Below are 22615 nucleotides of genomic sequence, written 5' to 3'. Positions count from 1 at the left end.
GATCAAGATTCCTTGGACGGATCGTCGGTATTGAGATGGCGGCTCATGTAGGCGGCTTGCGCCAGAATGAACAACAGCGTCAGGCCCAGTATTCCGAACAGCTTGAAATTGACCCAGGTGTTTTCATCGAATGTGAACGCGACATAGAGATTGACCGCGCCCATCACCAAAAAGAAGACCGCCCAAGCAAATGTCAGCTTGACCCAGACCGCGGCGGGAAGTTCCAATTGAGCGCCCATCATCCGCTCCAGCAGCGTTTTCTGGCCGATGAAGCGGCTGCCTATGAAAGCCAAGCCAAACAACCAGTTTACGACGGTCGGTTTCCATTTGACGAAGATCGGATCGTGCAGGGCCAAGGTCGCGCCACCCAACACCAGCACCAGTCCGGCGGTGATCAGCGGCATTTTCTCGATCCGGCGCTGGCGGAACCAAGTCCAGCCGACCTGGGCCAGGGTCGCGACGATCAACACCCCGGTGGCGACATAAATGTCCGCCAGTTTGTAGGCGACGAAGAACAAGACGATGGGCAGGAAGTCAAACAGCAATTTCATGCCGGTAGCGAGATTCCGTTTGTAAGATGCAGGGAGGCGGGCGGATGAAAGAAAGGAGGCCCCGCAGTGGCCGTCTCGAACGAACAAGACCCCGAACTGCAAGCTTGCCAGTTCGATCATTATTGACACGCGCAGAGAATAGTACAGGTTATGAGCCGTTTTTTACAAATCCATCCGCTCAACCCGCAACCGCGCCTGATCGCTCAGGCGGTGGAACGCCTGGGCGCGGGCGGGGTCATCGCGTATCCGACCGACTCCAGTTACGCGCTGGGGTGTCGGCTGGGCGACAAGGCGGCGGCGGAGCGCATCCGCCACATCCGCCAGACCGACCGCCATCACAACTTTACCCTGGTATGCCGCGATCTGTCGGAGATCGCCACCTACGCCAAGGTGGACAACCAGCGCTACCGCTTGCTCAAGGCGGCCACGCCGGGTCCGTTCACCTTCATCTTGCAAGCGACTCACGAAGTCCCGCGCCGCTTGCAGCATCCCCGCCGCAAGACCATCGGCATCCGGGTGCCGGATAACGTCATCGCCCGCGCGTTGCTGGCGGAATTGGGCGAGCCGATCATGAGTTGCACGCTCAGCCTGCCGGGCGACGATTGGCCGTTGACCGATCCGCAAGACATCGCGGAACGCTTGAGCAAGGAGGTGGATTTGCTCATCGACGGCGGTCCCGGCCGGCGCGAGCCCACCACGGTGCTGGACCTGACCGGCGACGCCCCGGAGCTGATCCGCCAGGGGCTGGGGGACGCCGGCCCTTTTCTCTAGGCCGTATCGAGCAGCGCTGCGTATAATCGCGTCATGCAAGACTTGAATGCGATTCAACTGATCGTCTTAATGGCGCCGCCGCTGTTGTTTGCCATCACCTTGCACGAGGTGGCGCACGGCTGGGCGGCCTTGCGCTTCGGCGACACCACCGCCCAATCGCAAGGCCGGCTCAGCCTCAATCCGTTGCGGCACGTCGATCCGGTCGGCACCGTGTTGGTTCCGGGATTGCTATATGTGCTCGGCGGTTTCATCTTCGGCTGGGCCAAGCCGGTGCCGGTCAACTACCAGCGCTTGCGCCACCCCAAACGCGATATGGCGCTGGTGGCGCTGGCCGGGCCGACGGCGAATTTGCTCATGGCGCTGGGCTGGGGCTTGCTGGCGCTGGTCGGCCACGGTTTGGAGGATACGCTGGCCTGGGCGGGGGAGCCGCTGCTGTTGATGGGTGTCGTCGGTATCGATGTCAACGTCATGTTGGGCGTGCTCAACCTGCTGCCGGTGCCGCCGTTGGATGGTTCGCGGGTGCTGGCGGGCTTCCTGCCGGAGCGCTTCGGGTTGCTGATGGCCCGCTTCGAGCCTTATGGTTTGATGGTTCTGTTGTTTTTATTGGTCAGCGGTGTCCTGGACTTGATGCCTCTGGTCAGCAGCATTCGCAATTTTATTATCACGCTGTTTTTCTCTTAAATCGGAACCCCATCGTTTCACTGTCATCATGGAAATCACCCTGACCGGCATCACCACCACGGGCACCCCGCATCTGGGCAATTACGTCGGTGCGATCCTGCCCGCCATCGAAGCCAGCCGGCGGCGGGACGTGCAATCGTTTTATTTTCTGGCCGACTATCACGCGCTGGTGAAGTGCCAGGACCCCGCGCTGGTGCACCGGTCCCGCCTGGAGGTGGCCGCGACCTGGCTGGCGCTGGGGCTGGATGTCGACAACGTCATTTTTTACGCCCAGACCGACATCCCGGAAATTCTGGAACTGACTTGGATGCTGACCTGCGTCACCGCCAAGGGGCTGATGAACCGCGCCCACGCTTACAAGGCGGCGGTGGCCGACAACGTGGCCGATCCCGACAAGGACCCCGATAAGGGCGTCACCATGGGCCTGTTCTGCTATCCGATCCTGATGGCGGCCGACATTTTGATGTTCAAAGCCAGCAAGATTCCGGTCGGCAAGGATCAAATCCAGCATCTGGAGATGGCCCGCGACATCGCCGCCCGTTTCAATCATCTCTACGGCGAGCATTTCGTGTTGCCCGAAGCCGTGGTGGATGAAAAAACGGCGGTGCTGGTCGGGTTGGACGGCCGCAAGATGAGCAAGAGCTACGGCAACACCATCCCGCTGTTCGAGCCGGAGAAAACGCTGCGCAAGCTGATCATGCGGATCAAGACCAACTCGCTGCCGCCGGAAGCGCCCAAGGACCCCGATAGCTGCACGCTGTTTCAGCTTTACCAAGCCTTCGCCAGCGCCGAAGAAGCAGCGACGATGCGAGCGCGTTACGCCCGAGGCATCGGCTGGGGCGAGATGAAGCAGGCGCTGTTCGAATACCTGAACGCCCGTCTGAGCGAGCCGCGCCAGCGCTATCAGGCGCTGTTGGAACAGCCGGATCACATCGAGCGGATTCTCAAGCGCGGCGCGGCGCGGGCGCGCGAGTACAGCGCGCCGTTCCTCCAGGAGCTGCGGCGCGCGGTCGGCATCCGCCCGTTGCACGGCCAGCGCGCCTCTTGATCGCGCCAGCCGCTCGCGACCGAGCGCGGGGCGCCTGAGCCGATGGACGCCAGCCGCGAACCGGCGCCGCTCGCCAAGGTCGGCGGCGAGCCTTACCTGCAATTGCCGCGGGATCTCTACATTCCGCCGGATGCGTTGGAAGTGTTTCTGGAGGCCTTCGAAGGGCCGCTGGATTTGTTGCTTTATCTGATCAGGCGGCAGAATCTCAACATCCTCGATATTCCCGTTGCTGACATCACCCGTCAATATCTGGACTATCTGGCGTTGATGCGGGAATTGCGGTTGGAGCTGGCGGCGGATTATCTGGTGATGGCGGCTTGGCTGGCGGAAATCAAATCGCGGCTGCTGCTGCCGAAGCCGGCCGCGGCCGAAGCGGAGGAGGAAGACCCGCGCGCCGAGCTGGCGCGGCGGCTTCAGGAATACGAGCGCTTTCAACAGGCCGCTCAAGCGTTGGAGGCCTTGCCGCGCCTGGAGCGCGACATTTTCCTCGCCCGCGCCGAACCGGTCGGATGCCAGGCCGCGCGCGAGCCGCCGCCGGTCAGCCTGGCCGAGCTGCTGGCGGCCTTGCGTGAGGTGATGGCCCGCGCGGAACTGTACGGCCACCATCAGATCCGGCGCGAAACCCTCTCGGTGCGGGAGCGGATGAGTCAGGTGCTGGAGCGTTTGGACGCGCTGCGCTTCATGCCCTTTAGCGCCTTGTTCCGGGCGGAGGAAGGGCGGATGGGGGTGGTGGTGACTTTTCTGGCGATCCTTGAATTGCTGCGGGAAACCCTTTTGGAACTGACGCAGGCCGAGCCGTTCGCGCCGATCCACGTCCGCAAGCGGCTGTGAACCGACGATGCCGGAACTGAAAGCGATTTTGGAGGCGGTGCTGCTGGCTGCCGCTGAACCCCTGCCGCTGGAGCGCTTGCTGGCCGTGTTTCCCGAAGCGGAACGCCCCGAGCGCGAGAAGCTGTGCGCTGCCTTGGCCGAACTGGCGGCCGCTTGCGAGGGGCGGGGCCTGGAGCTGGTGGAAGTGGCCGGCGGCTTCCGCTTGCAAGTCCCGCCAGCCTTCGCGCCTTGGGTCTCGCGCTTGTGGGAGGAGCGGACCGCTCACTATTCTCGCGCCCTGCTGGAAACGCTGGCGCTGATCGCCTACCGCCAGCCGATCACCCGCGGCGAAATCGAGGCCGTGCGCGGAGTCAGTTTGAGCGGCAGCATCATGAAAACCCTGCAAGAGCGAGATTGGATCAAGGTGGTCGGCCATCGCGAAGTGCCGGGCCGGCCGGCGTTGTATGCCACGAGCTACGCTTTTCTCGATTATTTCAACCTCAAAAGCTTGAGCGAGCTGCCGGCGCTGGCGGCGGGCCGCGATCCGGACGCCATCGGTGCCGCCCTGGAGCGTCGCGCCCTGGCGCCGCCCAACGATTCCTTACCGTCGGCGGAACCCTCTGATGTCTGAACGCTTGCAGAAATTTTTAGCCCGCGCCGGCCTCGGTTCCCGCCGGCAGATCGAGGATTGGGTCCGACAGGGGCGAATCACCGTCAACGGAACTCCCGCGCAACTGGGCGTTCAGGTTGGCGGCGCGGACCAGATTCAGATCGACGGCAAAGCGGTTTGGGTGCGCGCGGACCGGCCGCCGCGGCGCGTGCTGGCCTATTACAAACCGGTTGGCGAAATGACCACCCGCCGCGACCCCGAGGGCCGGCCCACGGTGTTCGACCGCTTGCCGTGGTTGCGCGACGGGCGCTGGGTCGCGGTCGGTCGGCTCGATCTCAACACGCAGGGCCTGTTGCTGCTGACCAACGACGGCGAATTGGCGAATCGCCTGATGCACCCTTCATCACAAATCGAGCGCGAGTATGCGGCGCGGGTGTTGGGTGAAGTCGCGCCGGAAACGCTCGGGCGGCTCAGGGAAGGCGTTCCGTTGGAGGATGGCGTGGCCCGCTTCGAGGCGATCCGTGCGGTCGGCGGCGACGGAGCGAACCATTGGTATCACGTCATTCTGCGCGAAGGGCGCAACCGGGAGGTGCGGCGCTTGTGGGAATCGCAAGGGATTACGGTCAGCCGGCTGATCCGGGTCCGCTACGGGCCGGTGGCCTTGCGCCGGGGCTTGCATCCAGGCCGCTGGGACGAGTTGGACGGGACGCAAATCGAGGCGCTGCTGGCGGCGGTGGGCTATCCCCCTGAGCCGGCGGTTACGGCCCCTGCGGGAGTGCCGCGCTCGTTCGGAGCCGGCGGCCAGCAGCGCGGTCGGGTTCGCGGCAAAACTCCGGCGGTCGCGTCAGAAATCCGTCATCCCGCTCCGGCGTCGCCCGTCAAGCCGAACCGTTGGGAAGAAAGCCGAAAGGGCGCCCGCGACCAACGCCAGGAGCCACCGCAAGCGAAGGCGGGCCGATCGGCCAAGCCACAGCGCGCCGACCGAGGGGCGGCCACCGCGCCGCGCGCTGCCGTCGATCCTTGGAATAACCGCTCCGGCGCTTCGCGGGGTGGCGGCGGGCGCACGACAACCGGCGGCCCCCGCCGTCCGCTCAATCCTGGGCGCGCACGATCTGGCCGGTGATGCCTTTGCTGTCCGGTCCCAACAGGTACAAATAAGCCGCTAACACCGCTTCCGGGTCGGTCCATTCGGTGGTGGGGCGGCCTGGATAAGCCCGCAGGGTCAGGCCGGTGCGGACTTGACCGGGGTCGATGCTGTTGACCCGGATCGGCGTGTTGGTTTCCAATTCGCTGGCCAGTATTTTCATCAGCGTTTCGGCGCCGCCCTTGGCCGCCGCATAGGCGCCCCAATACGCTCGACCCTGCGCGCTGGCCCGGTCGGCGGTAAAGACCACCGAGGCGTCAGCGGAGCGGTTCAACAGGCCCAGCACCGCCCGCGTCAGCAAGAAGGGCGCGTTCAGATTGACCTGCAAGATCCGATACCACAGTTCGATATCGTAATTGGCCAGTGGCGTCAGGCCCTCGAACAGCGTGGCGTTGTGCAGCAGGCCGTCCAAGCGACCAAATTCGGTTTCCAATACCTGCGCCAGATCGGCGTAATCCTTGGCGTTCGCTCCTTCCAGATTCATCGGATAAATCGCCGGTTTAGGAGCGCCCGCCTGCTCGATTTCGTCGTAGATTTGCTCCAGTTTGCGGATCGTGCGGCCGAGCAGGATGACGGTCGCACCGTGAAGGGCCAGCCGACGGGCGACGATGCGACCGAGGCCGTCGCCCGCGCCGGTCACCAGAACAACTCGATTTCTGAGCAAATCGAGGGGAGCTTGGTAATCTTTCATGGTGGTACCTTATGTCCCACGGGAATGGATAAAATAGTTTACTCTGTCACCGTCGAGGGGCGATAGGGCTGCTTTTCGCGGCGTCGCAACCGCCAAGCCAACCACAGTTTGCGCACGGGCGTCAGCTGAATGCGCTGTTCCAACAACCGGTAGCCGTCCTCGGCAATCTCGGCCAGCAGCGCCAGCGCCAGTTCGAGCCGGATCAACAGAGGATATTGCGCGTAGCGATCCTCATCCGACAGCTGGCGCAAGGCCCGCTGGTGGACATCGCGAATCCGCTCGGCCTGAGCCGCGAACAGCCGGCGCAGACGCTCCGTGGTCTGCGCGGCCAACAGATCGCTTGGCCGTATATCGTAGCGCTGCATTTCATCTTCAGGCAGATAGACGCGCCCGAGTTGAGCATGGCGGCGAACCTCGTATAGCAATTCGAACAACAGCAACATCAGTCCTGCGTCGTGCGCGAACCGGGGCGTGCCGCGTCGATTCCGATAATTCAGGATTTCCGCCGCCAGCAAGGTCGGTATGCTGCCCCTGCGGTGGGCGTATAAGCTCAATTCGCTGAAGCTGGGATAAGCGCCCACATCCACATCCATCGCAGCCCCGTCCGAAATCTCTCGAAAGTACTCCTCGGGCAGATTGCAGGTGCTGATATAGGGTTGCAAAGCGAGCGTGACAGGATGTTGCGGTTTATCCACAAACAGGCGACCGATTTCGTCACGCCACCAGTCCAATTTGGCTCGTGCAACACTGGAATTCTGGCACTGATCGACAATTTGCGTGACTTCTACCTCAAAAGCCTTAACCGCGATCAAAGCTTGACGGCGCGCCAGCGGCAGCCCCAACAAGCTATAACGAAAATCCGAACCTGGCGGCGCCGCTAGCTTGTAGCAATAATCATCGGGAGTCATCGATTCGTTGGTCGCTTGAGGGCGGTGGTTCGTTCCTCCGCACCGCCAATTTTTGCGTTCGGGAGCCGGCGAATTGCAATAGGCATGTTATTTGCCTTATTGCAGCTAACTTCTTCGAATACTCGTTGCAAAGCGAGGCCTATCATGATGACCATTGGCGATATTAATAAGCTGCCGGAATACGAGCGAGCCGTCACGCGCGCGTCCTATCACTACTATCGCGCCTTGTTGCACGGGGCTCCTGTCGCAACACGACTGCGGTTGCGGCAGTCCTGGCTGAGCGAAATGCGGCGGCGCTGGCCGGACGCTTGTAACGGCGCTCGGGCTTGATTCCGCAAACATCAGCGTTCTCCCGGTCGGACCGCGCAGGATGAGAGTTACTTGCGCGGCTGCAATTCTTGCAAGATGTCCTGGTTGTCCACGCTCAGCGGATTGAAAGGTACCGTCGACAGCGAGCTATCGTTTTCCTTTAATTCCTTGGCGGGCATATCGGCGGGCGGTTTGGCGCCATAGTGGACCTTGCCTTGCCGGTCAGTCCAGGTATAGATCTGCTTGGTCGGCTGCACGACGACCGGTTTGGCGTTGAGCTCGACGGCCTGCACCGGTTGGTTTTCAGGCCGGCGATTGCTGTAATGCACGCGTCCCGACCCATCCTTCCACGTATAAACACCCTCCTCGGCAACGATCGAACCGCTATGCAAGATCAGTAGGAAAGCTCCCAGCAGCAGAGGAGGCCACCTGCCGGCCAAGGAATGGCCCGCCGCGCGCTGGCGGGCTGAGGGAAACTGGAGGAAGTAGCACAATCCATCAAATCCGTCTTTGTGAAGGCCATTCATTGTCCGGGTCCTGCACGAAAGGAACAATCAAAACCGGCCGCTTCGAACTCAGGGTAATCCGCCGGGTGGTCGAGCCCAGAATGGCGTTGCCCAACGCATTGGATCCGGCGTGCGTGCCCATGGTGATCAAATCGGCGTCACAGCGGTCGGCCTCGCGCAAGATGGCTTCGTGCGGAATGCCGCTGACGACGCGGATTTCCGAGATGACTTGAGTCTGTTCGAGGGTCGATCCGAGTTCTTCGGCGCAGAACGTTTCCAAGCGCCGGTGGAATTTTTCCAGGATGCCGCTGGTGGCTTCGCGGTGTAACTCTTCCACCTTGTCAGGCGACAAGTAGTTATCCATCAGGAAGCGAACGGAGCTGCTCAGCGGTTCGACCACATGCAGCAGGACGATTTTGGCCTTGTGCTGTCTGGCCAATTCGACCGTAAAGCGTAGCACCGGTCGGGTGTAGGGGCTCAACGCCGTGGTATACAAGATAGTTTTGATCTGAGAGGACATACGCGCGCTCCGAACAGGGTGGAAGACCGAATAGGACGGCCGGTTGCTCAACCTGCTCCAACAAGCAATGGCCGTGCCCGCCGATAGCCTAATTCTAATCTTGTCTCTCTTGCAATCGCGCTTTGTGAAGCTCGCCTAACCAGCATGTCGTTATTGCAAAGCATGAAGCCAAGAAATCGTTGCGGATGTGGGTCGGTGGCCGCCGGACGGATTTTGAAGCGGGCGGCCAAGCCCGCCGAGCACAGCCGAAAATCAAGGCGATGGCGCTTGCAGTGGCCACCGGCCGCATTCGGCCCAGCAAGCAGCTCGCCTCAGGCGTTTGGGCCAAGGATGCCGGAAGGCGCGCTCGGTTGATCTCTCTTTAAACCCTCTATTGCTCTTAACCGTCATAGAGACTGGCTCAGATTGGGCCGGTCCAAACGGCCATTTCGAATGGCCCTGAAATGGAGCGTGATGAGAAACATCGAAGCAAGTTATTAATATATAAAGCTAAGCTAAGATTGGCCCGCTTTTTGCGATCAGCCTTCTCGGGCACATCGCAGCCGCCGGATCAAGGTCGCTCTTATCTTTTAGAGAAGACTGCGATTGTTGGAGCCGGCCGCGAGCCGGATCGTTTAAATCATTGGCTGAGAGTTATCATCATGCAACTGTCCGACGATACCGCGAAAAAATTTCCGAAAATGCTTTACTACGTAAAAATCAATATGCCGCAAGTGGCCGAGGTCCAAAAGATTGTCAACGCCATTCAGAAGCTGGCGGGAAAAACGACCAAGGAAACCATCAAAAATGCATTGAAGTGGGGCCAGGGTCCGACCATTACCGTGGTAAAGAATCTACGCTGCGCGGGTAAGAAAGCTTACGGTTGCTACACATGGAATTCCAATGAGTTGCGCGTCGATGAGAAATTAGTGAGGGATTTCGAAGCCGGCAAAGGTTTGGTCAGTATGAAAAACGGCAAGCAGGTCTATCTGCTTGGGGTGACGATCTTGCACGAGCTGACGCACTGGGCCGATGCTCAGGACGGCGTCGATGATGAAGTGCCGGGAGATCCTTCAAACGAAGAAGGTGAAGCTTATGAGAAAGGCGTTTATGGTGAAGTGCTGGGCTAATGTGGCGTGATGCTGGAGAAGGGCGGCTAGCGATGAAAAATGTTTCCCACGACCTGATGTTGTTGCTGGTATTGACGATCGGCGTTGCCTCGGCGCAAGCCGATGACATCAGACTTTCAGTACGGCCGGTCCTGCCCAGCCATCTGAGCCATGTGACATTCGCTGGGTCCGATGGATCGACTTGCCAAAAGGCGATCACCGTCAGGAACGCCGCCAATAACAGGGAAGGGGTAGCGGCTGAAAAAGCGTGGATTGCGTGGAAGTATCCGAAAGCGAAGGTAACGGAACAAGCGGTGAGCGGTGCTGGTAAAAAAACCTTTGATACGCTGGAAATAGAAACCATCCATGGCGAATCAAAGACCGTTTGCTTCGATATCACCGACTTCTTCGGGCAATGGTGACGGTACTGGCATGAGGCCGGCTTCGATAAGGCGTTGAAGCCGGCTGGTTCAAGCGCATAACCCCTCCTCCTTTTCAGAAATCGATGCCCATCGAGCAATTCGGTTTGCCGGCACAGGAGCTAAAGCGGTGATCAAATTCAAACCTTATCGCATCATTGTGAACGGTAACGATCAAGATGATGTGGAGTATGAACGATGGAAAGCGACGGGTGCCGATCCCGCCAAAAAGCCACAAAACCTGGATGACATGGAACTCAAGCCGAATCCGTTTTTTTCCGAGCAACATGCCTTGTATGAAACGGAGGTTTTTCGGCGTTTGTTGAAGATCAGCAAATTAAGAACGGGCCAATTAGTCCTGGCGGCCAGCCGCCAACTCGCTAGCGATCTTTACATCATACCGCCGGGCATCCGTGATACGGTGATCAGCATCGAGAGTGATAGTATTCGCTTTCAAATTTGCCCTGCTTCGACCGCCCATGCGCGCCCGGCCAACCGATACCTGAAAAACTCCCGAGTCGTATTTTCCCCGTTCCTGACAGGTTCTTGCCCTAAAGATGCGCCCTACGCGGATGACTCCACACTTTTACATGAATTGGTTCATGGGGTTCGGCCGAGCCAGTTCGAGAAATTAAAACCCGAGTCGACTAACGACCAATGGACCGACCTGGAGGAGTTTTTTGCGGTCATCGTCCAAGATATTTACCTGTCGGAGCGTGGCGACAAAGAGGTCAGAGGCGGCCATGACGCGGGGGCCAGCAGCTTGCCCGCCACCCGGACCGCATCCTACGAATTCATGGAAGATAAAACCAACCACGCTCGGGTCAAGGCGGCCCTCAAGCGCGAGAAGCTGGCCCAGCAGCTCGCCGTATTGGAGGATATTCCTTTCAATCCGTTTGCGGAATTCGAACGGGCGAAGCATGACCTGCGCTCGATTTAAGGCCCGCCCAACAAGCCGGCCTTGAAAGCCAGGCTCGCGCCCTGATAGACGCTGATGGCTTCGGCGATCGCCACCGGATCGTCAGCGGTCGGACGGGTGGTGAGCGATTCCCAATTCACGGTTTCGACGCGCGTCCGCTGGCCGGGGTTCAGGATGACCAGCCGGTCGTTTTCGAGATAGCCGACGGTCTGATAGGTGCTGATCAGTGCGTGTTCCTTGCCGGCGGGCAAGCGGTTCACATCATGGCCGAAAAACTTGCTGGTGTAAGACCAGTTCAACAAGCCAAGCAGAGTCGGGGCAATGTCGATCTGGGCGATCAGGCGTTGGTTGTGAGCGGCCGGGAACAGCTTGGGAGCGTAAATCAGCAGCGGAATCCGATAGCGCGCCAGCGGCAGATCGGTTTTGCCCGCCGCCGAGGCTTGGTGGTCGGCGACAATCACGAAAACGGTATCGTCAAACCACGGTTTGGTCGCGGCCCGCGCCAGAAAATCACCCAAGGCCCAATCGGCGTATTTGACCGCGCCATCGCGTCCGGTCTTGGGCGGAATGTCGATCCGGCCTTCCGGGTAGGTATAGGGCCGGTGGTTTGAAGTGGTCATGAGATGGGCGAAGAACGGTTGGACGGCGGCGTGCTTCGCGTCGAAGGTTTCCAAGGCCTTGGTATAAAGATCCTCATCGGCGATGCCCCAGATGTTTTCGTGATGAATTTTGCTCTTGTCCACGGCCAAGCGGTCGATCACTTCGTAACCGTTGTGACCGAAAAAGCCGTTCATGTTGTCGAAGTAGCCGTAACCGCCATACAGAAACAAGCTGGCGTAGCCTTTGGCGTTGAACACCGACGCCAGCGAAAACAGGTTTTCGTTGTGCGGGCGGCGGACGATGGCGTTGCCCGGCGTCGGCGGCACCGACAGCGCCAAGGCTTCCAAACCGCGCACGGTACGAGTTCCCGAAGCGAAGGCGCGGGGGAAGAACAGGCTTTCTCGGGTGAGGCGATCTAGGGTCGGCGTGATGTTTTTGGAGCTGCCGAAGCTTTGCATGAAGTCGGCGCTCATGCTTTCCAGCATCACCAGGACTACGTTCGGGTGCAGCTCTGGCCCTGGAGAGGTAATCCGGTAGGCCAATTGGCGCGGGTCGGCGCTGAGTGGTTCGCCGCCGGCCAACAGCATTTTCTGTCGCAATCGAGCGAAAACGACATCTTCAGGCAAGGTTCGATAAAAACGGCTGTAGTCGAGTTCGTTGTCCTTGAACGCGCGCACGAACTCGAACAAACCATTGCCGGCGATCTCTCGCGCATAAACATTTTGGAGCTCGTCACGGAGGTTGCCGGAGACGCTGGCCAGCAAGCCGACCGCCAGCAAGGCGTGCGCGCCGAACCCACCCAGCCGAGATTGCAGCGGGGTCGCCTGAGTGAGTCGACGCTTGAGGCGTCGTCGGAGTGAAACCGCCACCAGCAAGGACAAGCCCCCAAACGCGCCCAGAATCCAGCCGACCGGATAGGATTCGCGGATATTGCCGATGACTTCATCGGTATAAATCAGATAATCGACCGCGATGAAATTGAAGCGGGAGGAAAATTCGCTCCAGAAAAACCACTCCGCCGCCGCGCCGAACAGCAAGGCAAACAGACCGCCGGCCATTCCCACCAGCACCAGAATTTGCGTGAGTTGAAACCGAGCCCAGCGGGCGGACAGCACCGCCAGCAGCAAGCCCAACGGTAATGCGAGCAGCAGGGCGACGGTAAGATCGTAAAGCAGGCCCAACGCCGCCGCGCCGGCGAGCGTCGCCAGCGTCCAGTCGGCGTCGCCGCCCACACGCAGCGCCAGCGCGAGCCGGGTCAGGGCAAACAGCAGAAGGATGGCGGCGACGGTGTCCAGCACCAGGCCATAACGGCCAACCGGACACCGTCGGCCCGCTGAGCGAGCGTGATCAGCTTGGCTCGGAAGCGCCCATTCAAGCGGCTGCACTAGCCGTCCGTCGCGGTTGTTCGGAACCCTCGCTCGCGAGTTCGCCCAGCGTTTGGCGCAACGCCCGATTGACGGCGCTGACCACCGCGTTCAACGAGGCCGTGACGATGTTGCTGTCGATGCCGACCCCAAACCGCGTGGCCGGCTCGCCGTCCATCCGCACCTCGACATAGCAGACGGCGGTGGCGTTCGCGCCGGCCCCCATGGCGTGTTCGTGATAATCGACCACCTTTACGTCCAAACCATAATGCTGGTTCAAGGCGTCGGTGAAGGCGTCGATGGGTCCGTTGCCCTTGCCGGAAATCACTCGCTCCTGGCCGCGTTCGCGGATGGTGGAGGTCAGCTTGCGCACAGCGCTGGAATGACTGTCGGGAATGATGCGATGCTCGACGAAGTGGAACGGTTCGGTCCGTTGTAGGTATTCCGCCTCGAAGGCCGCCCAGATGTCATCCGAGGTGATTTCCTTGCCGGTGGCGTCGGCGATGGCTTGCACCCGCTGGCTGAATTCGACCTGCAAGCGGCGCGGCAGCTGCAAGCCGTGATCTTTTTCGAGCAGATAGGCGATACCGCCCTTGCCGGACTGGCTGTTGACCCGGATCACCGCCTCATAAGTCCGGCCCAGATCGGTCGGATCGATCGGTAAATAGGGGACTTCCCAGCGAGGATCGCCGCTGGCCCAGCGTTTTTCCTGCGCGGCGAAGCCTTTCTTGATCGCATCCTGATGCGAGCCGGAAAAGGCGGTGAACACCAGATCGCCGGCGTAGGGATGGCGGGGATGCACCGGAATCTGGTTGCAGTATTCGGCGGTGCGGACGATTTCGTCGATCACCGAGAAATCCAAACCCGGCTCGATGCCTTGACTGTAGAGATTCAACGCCAACGTGACCAGATCGACGTTACCGGTGCGCTCGCCGTTGCCGAACAAACAACCTTCCACCCGGTCGGCCCCCGCCATCAAGGCCAACTCGGCGGCGGCGACGGCGGTGCCGCGGTCGTTATGCGGGTGTACGCTGATGATGATGGAGTCGCGGCGCGAAACCCGTCGGCAGAACCATTCGATTTGATCGGCGTAGACGTTCGGCGTCGCCATCTCGACGGTCGCTGGCAAATTGAGAATCACCTTGCGCTCCGGCGTCGGTTGCCAGATATCCAGCACCGCCTCGCAGATTTCCAAGGCGAAATCCAACTCGGTAAAGCAGAAGGTTTCCGGCGAATACTCGAATGTCCACTCCGTTTCAGGTTGTTCGGCGGCGCATTCCGCGAACAGCCGCGCTCCGAATCGCGCCAGTTCGATGGAACCCGCGCGATCGACGCCGAACACCACTTCGCGGAAAATCGGCGCGGTGGCGTTGTACAGGTGCGAAATGGCGCGCTGGACCCCTTTCAAACTGGCGAAGGTGCGGCGGATCAAATCCTCGCGGGATTGGGTCAGCACTTGCACGGCCACATCGTCCGGCACCCGGCCGCCTTCGATCAGGCCGCGCACGAAGTCAAAATCGGTTTGCGAGGCCGACGGAAAGGCAACCTCGATTTCCTTGAAGCCCATCCGCACCAGCAGATCGAAGTAACGGCGCTTGCGCTCGCCATCCATCGGCTCGATCAGTGCTTGATTGCCGTCGCGCAAATCGGAGCTACACCAGCGCGGCGCGTGGCTGATGGTTTGGGACGGCCATTGCCGGTCCGGCAATTGGATCGGGGGAAAAGGGCGGTATTTACTACGGATATCCGAATGCATGATCAATTTCTCTCTGCTTGACGGTAGCTGGGGTTACAGTGCTGAAAAATGCGAATGCGGCGCGGATACGGCCGCCGGACCGCCGCTAGGCCCGACGACCGCGACTCAGTCGGAGCAGAGCAAGAGAGAGAACACGCACGAAAGCAGGACGATGAAGGCAACCCGCAATGCGGGGAGCGAAACAGGGGGATCGGTCAGAATCAGACATTGGGACAATCCTTGAAAGCGGTTCGGATGATCGACGGCGGCAGCAGAACCCGGCGCTCCACTCAGGAGGCCGGGCAACTCAGTCGCAGTTCGAACCGCTCGCGGGATTGTGCATTCATAATAGGTTCAAAATAACGCAGTCGGCCGTTTCAGGTCAAGTTGAATGTAAATCGTTATCATTAGTGAATCGGTCATGCCGACCATTGCGCCTTGGCTTTTCCTGACAGAGAGGGTTTATCTATGTCCGATACGTCGCAACCCCTGCAAACCGTCAAGGTCTGGGATCTACCAACCCGGATCTTTCACTGGACGCTGGTCGTGCTCATGATCGCCCAATGGCTGACCGCCGAGAACAGCGATACCATGACTTATCACATCTGGGGCGGTTACACGATCCTGGTTTTAGTGCTGTTCCGCCTGATCTGGGGCTTCGTGGGCAGCGATACCGTCCGCTTCGGCGATTTCGTCCGCGGGCCCGGCGCGGCGATAGAGTACGTCAAGGCGTTGCTGCGCGGCGAGACGCCGCTGTATCTCGGCCATAATCCCATGGGGGGCTGGTCGATCCTGGCGATGCTGGCGCTGTTGCTGGTTCAGGCGGGAACCGGTCTGTTCGCCAACGACGATATCACCATCGAGGGACCGCTGTACGGTTGGGTGTCAAAAAGCACCAGCGATTGGTTGACCACCGTTCATAAATTCAATTTCAACCTGTTGCTGGCGGTCATCGCGGTACATATTTCGGCGGTGTTGTTCTATTTGTTCGTGAAGCGCGAAAACCTGGTGCATCCGATGCTGAGCGGCCTCAAGCATTTGCCGCCGGATTCGATCGAACGGACCCCGCGAATGGTCAGCCCTTGGCTGGGTTTGGTGGTGCTGGCGGTCGCGATTGCGGCGGTTTGGCTGTTGGTGGGTTAGACGGCGGCGCAAACAGAAACGGGTCATGCGCCGGCATGACCCGCTCTCTTAAAAAGCTGAACTAACCATCAATCCTTGCGGAATTCCTTATGGCAGGCTTTGCAAGTTTCAGCGGTCTTGCCAAACTGCGCCTTGATCGCTTTCTCATCGCCGCTCTTGGCGGTTGCGGCCAGCTTGGCGGCTTCCTGTTGGAAATCCTTCATTTTGGTGTCAAATTCGCCCGCTTTCGTCCAGATCTCGGGTTTGGCCTCGGTGTTCTTGACCGCGTCTGGGCCGGTTCCCTTGGTGAAGCCTTCCGGTAGGGCTTTGCTGAGCATTTCGATGTATTGCGCGTGCCGGGCCACGGCGGCTGCATCGAATGGGGCTTCACCCTTCATCATCGCCCCGATGGGTTTGAAATTCCAGCCGATAATGGTGTAGACCGACTGGCGGTACTTAACGGTATCTTCTGGTTTCGCGTCGGCGGCGCTGACCGCTGTCCAGACGCTCATGCCCAGAATTCCACCCGCCAAAGCTATCGCGAATTGTTTTTTCATTGATTGCTCCAAAGCCCGCCACAGTAGATTTGATCCAAATAATAATGGCTATAGAGCGATTATTTTACAAGATCAGGCTGAAAGGAGGATGAATCAGCATCCGGCGTCGCTACCTGCAAGATGTAGCGCCAACCAGACCGCCGGCGGGGTTTCGCTGGTTTGTTCCACGCGATGCCGGTAATGCGCCGGGATATACACATAATCGCCGGGATTCAAAAGGCGCGCGGCATCCTCGCCAGCGAATAGCAAGGCCGCCTGACCTTGCAACAAAACCACCCATTCATCCCAAGCCTGGTCGTACCATTCGCCCGCTGGCGTCGCCTGTCCGCTGGAAACGATGCGTTCCAGGCGGCAGGATTCGGTGTGGAGCAGCTTATCAAACTGTTCCGAGGCGAGCGTGGCTGGAATGCCCGCGAACAAATTGCCGACTGGCAAGATCACGGCGTGATGCCGTTTCGGGGCGGAGCGGCGAGCCGGCGACGGATTGGGCGGCCACGGTTGGACGACGGCGCCGCAACCGACACTTCCCGCCATTGTCCGGGTAACAGCGCATCCAAGGTCCAGCCGCCGATGCGGCAGCGAACCAGCCGCAAGGTGGGATGTCCGACGGCGGCGGTCATCCTGCGAATTTGGCGGTTGCGTCCTTCGTGTAAGGTGATTTCCAGCCAGGCGGTCGGGATGGCCGCGCGATACCGGATCGGAGGCTCGCGCGGCCACAGCAGCGGTTCGCTAATGCGCCGCGCGCGAGCCGGGAGCGTGGGACCGTCGTTCAAGTCGATGCCCCGGCGCAGTTGCTCCAAGGCGGCTTCGGCAGGATTGCCCTCCACTTGGACCCAGTAGCTTTTGGACGGTTGGTAGCGCGGATGGCTGATGCGGGCTTGCAACAGGCCATTGTCGGTCAGCGCCAGCAAACCCTCGCTATCCCGATCCAGCCGGCCGGCGACACGAACGCCAGGGATAGTGAGATACGCCGCCAGCGTCGGCCGCCTGGCGGCGTCGGTGAATTGGCTCAGCACGCCATAGGGCTTGTTGAACAGGATCAAGCGGGCCGCCATCAGAACAACTTTCCTAGCTGCATGTATAACGAGGTATTGCCACCTTCGGCGTAGCCAGCGCCCAGGTAGAGCGGCCCGAGCAGCGTGTCGACGCCCACGAACACGCTGCCGGCCGGAATCAGCGAACCGAGCGTGATCTCGTGATAGTCGTTCCAGGCGCCGCCCACTTCCAGCGAGCCGCCCGCAAAAACCGGAATGCTGAAGGCGGCCGAGGTGTCGTCTAGTCGATACATGGAGAGCAACGCGCCCAATGCGGCGTACTGTCCCGAAAGTTGGCCGCTCTGATAGCCCGACAAATTTAAAAAGCCTCCTTGCAGAAAAAGGTCGTGAATACCTAATGCCTCACCCGACAATTTGCCCGCCAGCCGCAGGCGCGGGATCACCGAATATTGGCCCCACGTGTAAGCGTGCACGACATTCAGATCGAGCGTTCGAAAATCTCGATCGGCACCCAGCTCGGTCAGTGAATCGCGGAAAACCAGGTTGACGGAATCGCCCGAAGTCGGGAAGTTCAGGTTGTCTAGGGTATCCACTGTCCAGCGGAGCGAATAACCGCCCGCGTTGAAATTGCCTTCGTAAGCCGAGGGTTGACCCAAACGCAAATCGTTGCGGCCGGCTCCGTAAAATACGCCGAACGCCAATCGCCCCCAGCTTCCCAGATTGCGGCCGGCCTCCAGGCCGATTTCGGAGCGATAAACCCGAAAGCCGCTGCTCGCCGCGTAGGGGTCGTTGAAGACATCCAGATTGTATTGTTCGTACTTTAAGTAGGGGTTGAGATAGTAGTCTTGATCTTCGTTGAGCGGTTGGTGGAAGTCGCTGGTCAGGGCGATGTTGCCGCCCAGTTGGATGAAGTTGCGCCACTGCGCGCCCAGCCTGTTGAGCGCGCTCATGGTGTAGGCGGCGCCGACGCTGAATTCCGAGTCGCCCTTGAGATTGGCGCCGAGCAACATGCCGAACTTTAGGGTATCGGGGCCGATGTCTTGCTGGCGGGCTTCGACCACCAGGCCGGTTTTGCCGTTTTCTCGAAGCAGCGTGTAATTGACCCGCTGGAAGTCGCTCATGCCGTAAATCGCATTGAGATCGCGATTGAGTTTTTGGGGGTCGAGCCGGTCGCCCGGCTTGATGTGGAGTTGGCCGGCGATGACCTGATCGGACAGTCGGGTATCGTGCTCGATGCGGATGAAGTCGATGATCGGCCGCCCGGCTTGCGGGATGGGCGGCAGGCTGGCCAGATAGCTTTGATAGACCGCCGGCGCGGTGGTCAGCCGGGCCAGTTCCAGGTGTTGGGTCTGGGCGGCGGCATAGCCAATGGCCACGGCGTCGGCGGCGCGATTGAAGTCGATGCTGGTGAGATCCTGCAAATCGGGTACGATCAGTACGTCTTTGCGCCCCAAGGTGCTGAGTTGCTGGCTGGTGTTGCGGGCGGTCAGGATGTTGGTGAGCTGTTCGGTGATGGAAAGCACCGAGCTGAGTTTGTCGGCGCCGACCAGCGGCGCGCCCACGCTCACCGCGATGATGACATCGGGATGGCACAGCTCCCGCACCACATCCACCGGTACGTTATTGGCGACGCCGCCGTCCACCAGCAGCCGGCCATCGATCTTGACCGGCACCAGAATGCTGGGGATCGACATGCTGGCCCGCATCGCCCTGGCCAACTCGCCCGTTCCCAGCACCACCGGCGAACCGGTGGCCAGATCGGTCGCCACAGCCCGGAAGGGAATCCGCAACTGGTTGAAATCGTGCATGCTGGCGGCCGGCAACGACAGTTCCTCCAGCAGCAGCAACAGATTTTGCCCTTCGAGCAAGCCCATGGGCAACTGCACCCGGCCTTGCTTGATGCCGACTCGGGCGTTCAGCAGAACCCGCTGTTCCTGCTTGATGCGGAACGGCAGATCGGCGCGCGGCGGTCCGTCGGTGAAGATCTGAGGCCAGTCGATGTCTTGTAAGGTTGCGCTCATTTGATCGAGCGACATGCCGGAGGCGTACAAGCCGCCGATGATCGAGCCCATGCTGGTGCCGGCGATGCAGTCGACGGGAACCCGCATTTCTTCCAGGCGCTTGAGCACGCCGATGTGAGCGATGCCGCGAGCGCCGCCGCCGCCCAGCGCCAGCCCGATGCGCGGCCGGCCTGATTCGGTTGCAAGCGCCACCGGAGCGGTCCAGAGGGCTGCTAGCACCAACAGCAGTACGACGAACGTGGCAGGGAATGCAGGAAGAAACGGCCGCTGGATGGACATGGACGCTCGACGGTTGGGCTATTAAATTATGGGAGAAAGCATTCAGCGAAATTTCAGAGAATGTATGACAAATTTTCAAGGCAATGTGAAATGAGTTGCAAGGACCGAAGAGGGCGGTCGGCGGGAGGGTAAAAGGTATTGTCACCTCCAGCGCTCCCCGCCGTCGTTTCAGTACGGCAGGCCGAATTGGAAAAAGCAGTGGATTTCACCCGGATTGACTGATTTACAGGTGATAGGGCGGTCGGTTCCACCGAGATGCCATGATTGATGCGTGCTGAGTTGGAGGTGGTCATGTCTGACAATGAACGAGAGTCTTCCCAAGACGAACCCGCTATCGAAGAGCCGGTGCTGCGCGAGCGGCGCGATTTTCTGATCGGCTTGGGGAAATGGTCGAAAGCCGTCATCGGCGGCGTGGTGCTGGGCGGGGTGCTGCTGCCGGGTAAGGAAGCCGAGGCCGTGGGCTGGAGCAATCACAGCAACTGGGTCAATCTCGGCGGCGGCGGACCGGGTTGGGGCGGCCCCCGCTGGGGTTGGGGCGGCGGCTGGGGTTACGGCCCTGGCTGGTACAACCGCCGCCGTCACTGGTATAACGGACCCGGCTGGTACAACCGGCCCGGCTGGTACAACCGGCCCAGATGGGTGAACGGCGGCTGGTACAACCGCTGATCGCGCATGATGGACGAAGCGCTTTACAGCATTCCCCAGCAGTTGTCGGCGGCGGCGTGGCCGGGATGGTTGATCGTGCGAGCCAGCGATCCGGCCGCGTTGGTCGCGGCGCTGGCCTCGGAAAACCCCGAGCGCCTCATCGCCGTTCAATTGCTGGATTTGACCGCCGATTCCGAACCGTTCAACGCGTGGGCGCCGGGATTGCCGATCGAGCTGATCATGCGCGACCCCGCCGGCGAGTTTCCGCTGCTGTATGGTCATAGCAACCTGCTCGACAATCACCCGGTACGGGCGGTCGTTCCAGTCCAACCCGGTTTTGGCAAGGCGGTCAAGGTGGCGCTCGCCCTGGATTTTGCCGTGCGGCTGGAGCCGGCGCAACCCGAGCCGGCTTTGGTCGAGGAGTTGGCGGACATCCTGGAGTTTTATCTGCACCAAGCGACCGTTTCCCAACCTGTCGAATTTTTTCACGGCACGCTGTTGGGTTTTTATCACAATCAGCCGGAGCCGCTGTGGGCAGTGCTGGATGAAGAGCCGCAGTCCCTGCGTTACGTGGCCGATGACGGTACGGAATCGCGCCATGGCCGGCTGGCGGGCGCTGACATCCCGGCGGACAGCGCGCCCGATGCCGACTTGGCGGGTTGGATCGACCGAGTGCTGGCCAGCGCCGAGCAGTGTCGGAGCTGCGAGTTTTTAGCGAGCTGCGGCGGCTACTTCAAATGGCCGCGTCGCGATTATGACTGTGCTGGCGTCAAGCGCCTGTTCGGCGAGCTGCGCGCCGCCGCCGCCGACTTGCGCCGGGATTTGGCGGCGGCGCCGAACTGACCGATCACCCAAGCCCCGCCCGCGCCGGCAGGGCTTGAGTGCCGGCTCAGTAGCGCCGGTAGCGCCGGCGGGGTGGTGGCCGCCGGTATTCCTGGTCCTGACCGTAGATATTGCCGACCACAGCGCCCGCCGCGCCGCCGATGATCGCGCCGACGCCGGCATCGCCGCCGGTCAGACCGCCGATGGCCGCGCCGCCCGCCGCTCCCATGGCCGCGCCGCCCAGCGTACCCTGTTCGGTCGGTGTCATGTTGGCGCAGCCCGCGCTCAGCAAGAGAGTGGAGATCGCAAGCAAACAACCGAGTGTCTTCATGGTTGACCCCTTATTTTTTCGCTGCGGGCGGGTTGGGTTTCTGGGATAGCGCGTCCGCTTTTGGCGCCACGACCTCAAACCAGATCACTTCGAATATCGACCGCTTCTGTTGGTCGGGGTTCGCTTTGTAGTAGGTATCCACAGCCCCCATCATCTGCCGCAAGGTTGAGCCGTCCAGGGCTTGAACCATTTTTGGAACCAGCGTGCGGTATTTGGGCGCGGGACCGGTCAACTGGTACTCGGCCATCGCCATGTTGGTGATGCCGAGCAGGTAGGCCAGTTTTTCCCGTTCGGTGGCGGTGACCCATTTTTCGCCGTTGGGGAAGGGTAATTCCGCCTTGGCCGCGGAGATGGCCGCCGCCGGTTTTACCGCGGCCGGCTGAGGGGTGGGCTTCATGGGTTCGGCGGCCTGGGCGCTGGTCCCGCAAAGCAGGCCAACGGTCAGACCCAACGAGAGCAAAGCGGTCTCGAAACAGCGTGTTCTCGACATAAATCCTCCTTATTGACGAGGGTGAGAGTATCGCCGTTACCGGCGATTCAGGAGCCGGTGGCCGCCGGTGGTTGCCGCTCTTGCCGGGCGTTAAAGAGCCAAGCCCCGAGCAGATAAACCAACAGAAGGCCCAAGCCGATCCACAGCAGCAGGGGCGCTAGATTGCTAAAGGCGATATTGATGATCTCGCCGGCGAGGATGAACGCGGCGACCACGCACAGCCGCCAGTCGTGATAAAGGCCGGCGAGATAGGTGCTGAAGGCCAGCATCAGGCTGATGACGAAGCTGACTTGCCGGGAATCGAAGAGGTTGGTGAAGCCGTATTGGCCGGTCGAGGACATGATGAGCAAGAACGCCAGCGCCGTCATCACGCCCCAGTGCATGATCTGGTGCAGGATCAGCCGCAACCGATCATTGAACGTAGGGGGGGCGGAATCCCACTGGGTATAAATGCAAATCACTCCAAAAATCGGAATCAACCAGCGCCAAATGCGCTGGCTGTTACCCAGGTCGTAGCTGGTGTAGACGTTGGCGATCCAGGCCAGAATGACCATCAGATAGAAGCCGATATCATAAGGGCGAAACAGCCGTCTCAGCCAGCTCGGGCGCGGCCCCGGCGGCGGGTCTTGGACCAGTTCGAAGTCGGACATGACAGCATCCTTTAGCGGCGACGGAGTGG

Annotated in this window: 27 protein-coding genes; 13 read left to right on the top strand and 14 right to left on the bottom strand. The window is 60.6% G+C overall.

Annotation, left to right across the window (positions count from 1 at the left end):
* Positions 1-2 precede the first annotated feature (2 nt).
* Entirely contained in the window at positions 3-551 is a 549-nt protein-coding gene (locus IPK09_11740) for a septation protein A (protein MBK7984284.1), read from the bottom strand.
* Between the two features lie 150 nt (positions 552-701).
* On the opposite strand from IPK09_11740, the gene IPK09_11735 reads away from it, so the two are divergent.
* Genes IPK09_11735 through IPK09_11710 form a run of 6 tightly spaced genes read left to right on the top strand, consistent with a single transcriptional unit; the run spans position 702 to position 5594 of the window.
* On the top strand, positions 702-1322 hold the full coding sequence (locus tag IPK09_11735) for a threonylcarbamoyl-AMP synthase (protein MBK7984283.1): 621 nt from the start codon (positions 702-704) through the stop codon (positions 1320-1322).
* Between the two features lie 33 nt (positions 1323-1355).
* Positions 1356-2003, top strand: coding sequence for a site-2 protease family protein (locus IPK09_11730; GenBank protein ID MBK7984282.1), 648 nt, complete (start codon positions 1356-1358; stop codon positions 2001-2003).
* A gap of 28 nt (positions 2004-2031) precedes the next feature.
* Positions 2032-3051: a tryptophan--tRNA ligase gene (locus IPK09_11725; protein MBK7984281.1), complete on the top strand. Its 1020-nt coding sequence runs from the start codon at positions 2032-2034 to the stop codon at positions 3049-3051.
* A 42-nt stretch (positions 3052-3093) separates the two neighbouring features.
* Positions 3094-3882, top strand: coding sequence for a segregation/condensation protein A (locus tag IPK09_11720; GenBank protein MBK7984280.1), 789 nt, complete (start codon positions 3094-3096; stop codon positions 3880-3882).
* 7 nt (positions 3883-3889) lie between these two features.
* Positions 3890-4492, top strand: coding sequence for an SMC-Scp complex subunit ScpB (gene scpB / locus IPK09_11715; protein ID MBK7984279.1), 603 nt, complete (start codon positions 3890-3892; stop codon positions 4490-4492).
* On the top strand, positions 4485-5594 hold the full coding sequence (locus IPK09_11710; protein ID MBK7984278.1) for a pseudouridine synthase: 1110 nt from the start codon (positions 4485-4487) through the stop codon (positions 5592-5594). The genes scpB and IPK09_11710 overlap by 8 nt, the downstream gene beginning before the upstream one ends.
* On the opposite strand, the gene IPK09_11705 is transcribed toward IPK09_11710, so the two are convergent.
* Both IPK09_11705 and IPK09_11700 read right to left on the bottom strand, forming a co-directional pair.
* Complete coding sequence (locus IPK09_11705; GenBank protein ID MBK7984277.1) at positions 5563-6306, bottom strand: YciK family oxidoreductase; 744 nt, start codon at positions 6304-6306, stop codon at positions 5563-5565. The two genes, IPK09_11710 and IPK09_11705, sit on opposite strands and share 32 nt — an antisense overlap.
* A 38-nt stretch (positions 6307-6344) precedes the next feature.
* Positions 6345-7214 (bottom strand): squalene/phytoene synthase family protein, encoded by an 870-nt coding sequence (locus IPK09_11700; protein ID MBK7984276.1) that lies wholly within the window; start codon positions 7212-7214, stop codon positions 6345-6347.
* A gap of 144 nt (positions 7215-7358) precedes the next feature.
* Here IPK09_11700 and IPK09_11695 point away from each other — a divergent pair, with 144 nt between their 5' ends.
* Positions 7359-7544 carry a hypothetical protein gene (locus IPK09_11695; protein ID MBK7984275.1) on the top strand — a complete coding sequence of 62 codons (186 nt, stop codon included), beginning with the start codon at positions 7359-7361 and terminating at the stop codon, positions 7542-7544.
* A 47-nt stretch (positions 7545-7591) separates the two neighbouring features.
* Here IPK09_11695 and IPK09_11690 read toward each other — a convergent pair whose 3' ends face one another.
* Together IPK09_11690 and IPK09_11685 are read right to left on the bottom strand one after the other, a co-directional pair.
* Positions 7592-8017 (bottom strand): DUF4124 domain-containing protein, encoded by a 426-nt coding sequence (locus IPK09_11690; GenBank protein MBK7984274.1) that lies wholly within the window; start codon positions 8015-8017, stop codon positions 7592-7594.
* A 4-nt stretch (positions 8018-8021) separates the two neighbouring features.
* Positions 8022-8549, bottom strand: a complete 528-nt coding sequence (locus IPK09_11685) for a universal stress protein (GenBank protein ID MBK7984273.1) — start codon at positions 8547-8549, stop codon at positions 8022-8024.
* 641 nt (positions 8550-9190) lie between these two features.
* On the opposite strand from IPK09_11685, the gene IPK09_11680 reads away from it, so the two are divergent.
* The 3 genes from IPK09_11680 (at position 9191) to IPK09_11670 (ending at position 10996) form a co-directional block, all read left to right on the top strand.
* On the top strand, positions 9191-9658 hold the full coding sequence (locus IPK09_11680) for a hypothetical protein (GenBank protein MBK7984272.1): 468 nt from the start codon (positions 9191-9193) through the stop codon (positions 9656-9658).
* Between the two features lie 32 nt (positions 9659-9690).
* On the top strand, positions 9691-10059 hold the full coding sequence (locus IPK09_11675; GenBank protein ID MBK7984271.1) for a hypothetical protein: 369 nt from the start codon (positions 9691-9693) through the stop codon (positions 10057-10059).
* Positions 10060-10186: 127 nt separating this feature from the next.
* Complete coding sequence (locus IPK09_11670) at positions 10187-10996, top strand: hypothetical protein (protein MBK7984270.1); 810 nt, start codon at positions 10187-10189, stop codon at positions 10994-10996.
* On the opposite strand, the gene IPK09_11665 is transcribed toward IPK09_11670, so the two are convergent.
* Both IPK09_11665 and leuA read right to left on the bottom strand, forming a co-directional pair.
* Complete coding sequence (locus tag IPK09_11665) at positions 10993-12876, bottom strand: LTA synthase family protein (GenBank protein MBK7984269.1); 1884 nt, start codon at positions 12874-12876, stop codon at positions 10993-10995. The two genes, IPK09_11670 and IPK09_11665, sit on opposite strands and share 4 nt — an antisense overlap.
* Positions 12877-12946: 70 nt before the next feature.
* Entirely contained in the window at positions 12947-14695 is a 1749-nt protein-coding gene (leuA, locus tag IPK09_11660) for a 2-isopropylmalate synthase (protein MBK7984268.1), read from the bottom strand.
* Positions 14696-15142: 447 nt separating this feature from the next.
* On the opposite strand from leuA, the gene IPK09_11655 reads away from it, so the two are divergent.
* Positions 15143-15817 (top strand): cytochrome b/b6 domain-containing protein, encoded by a 675-nt coding sequence (locus IPK09_11655; GenBank protein ID MBK7984267.1) that lies wholly within the window; start codon positions 15143-15145, stop codon positions 15815-15817.
* Between the two features lie 68 nt (positions 15818-15885).
* Here the strand turns inward: IPK09_11655 and IPK09_11650 are convergent, their stop codons facing one another.
* The 4 genes from IPK09_11650 to IPK09_11635 all read right to left on the bottom strand — a co-directional run bounded on the left by IPK09_11650 (position 15886) and on the right by IPK09_11635 (position 19648).
* The gene (locus tag IPK09_11650) at positions 15886-16353 is read right to left on the bottom strand and encodes a cytochrome c (GenBank protein ID MBK7984266.1); all 468 of its coding nucleotides are present in this window, start codon (positions 16351-16353) and stop codon (positions 15886-15888) included.
* Between the two features lie 93 nt (positions 16354-16446).
* Positions 16447-16887 carry a cupin domain-containing protein gene (locus IPK09_11645; protein ID MBK7984265.1) on the bottom strand — a complete coding sequence of 147 codons (441 nt, stop codon included), beginning with the start codon at positions 16885-16887 and terminating at the stop codon, positions 16447-16449.
* A complete protein-coding gene (locus IPK09_11640; GenBank protein ID MBK7984264.1) occupies positions 16791-17408 on the bottom strand; it encodes a pseudouridine synthase in 618 nt (205 codons plus the stop codon). Before IPK09_11640 ends, IPK09_11645 begins: the two co-directional genes overlap by 97 nt.
* Positions 17408-19648, bottom strand: coding sequence for a patatin-like phospholipase family protein (locus IPK09_11635; GenBank protein ID MBK7984263.1), 2241 nt, complete (start codon positions 19646-19648; stop codon positions 17408-17410). Before IPK09_11635 ends, IPK09_11640 begins: the two co-directional genes overlap by 1 nt.
* Before the next feature lie 291 nt (positions 19649-19939).
* Here IPK09_11635 and IPK09_11630 point away from each other — a divergent pair, with 291 nt between their 5' ends.
* Together IPK09_11630 and IPK09_11625 are read left to right on the top strand one after the other, a co-directional pair.
* On the top strand, positions 19940-20314 hold the full coding sequence (locus IPK09_11630; protein MBK7984262.1) for a hypothetical protein: 375 nt from the start codon (positions 19940-19942) through the stop codon (positions 20312-20314).
* 6 nt (positions 20315-20320) lie between these two features.
* On the top strand, positions 20321-21136 hold the full coding sequence (locus IPK09_11625; GenBank protein MBK7984261.1) for a hypothetical protein: 816 nt from the start codon (positions 20321-20323) through the stop codon (positions 21134-21136).
* A 46-nt stretch (positions 21137-21182) separates the two neighbouring features.
* Here the strand turns inward: IPK09_11625 and IPK09_11620 are convergent, their stop codons facing one another.
* The 3 genes from IPK09_11620 to IPK09_11610 are packed head-to-tail and all read right to left on the bottom strand — an operon-like array spanning position 21183 to position 22586.
* The gene (locus tag IPK09_11620; protein ID MBK7984260.1) at positions 21183-21446 is read right to left on the bottom strand and encodes a hypothetical protein; all 264 of its coding nucleotides are present in this window, start codon (positions 21444-21446) and stop codon (positions 21183-21185) included.
* Between the two features lie 10 nt (positions 21447-21456).
* Positions 21457-21936, bottom strand: coding sequence for a hypothetical protein (locus IPK09_11615; GenBank protein ID MBK7984259.1), 480 nt, complete (start codon positions 21934-21936; stop codon positions 21457-21459).
* Positions 21937-21983: 47 nt separating this feature from the next.
* Positions 21984-22586: a hypothetical protein gene (locus IPK09_11610; protein ID MBK7984258.1), complete on the bottom strand. Its 603-nt coding sequence runs from the start codon at positions 22584-22586 to the stop codon at positions 21984-21986.
* Positions 22587-22615 lie beyond the last annotated feature (29 nt).

Source organism: Candidatus Competibacteraceae bacterium, from assembly GCA_016713505.1.
GTDB lineage: Bacteria > Pseudomonadota > Gammaproteobacteria > Competibacterales > Competibacteraceae > Competibacter_A.
Note: the sequence above shows the minus strand (reverse complement) of the source record. Positions and strands in the feature narration are given on the sequence as shown.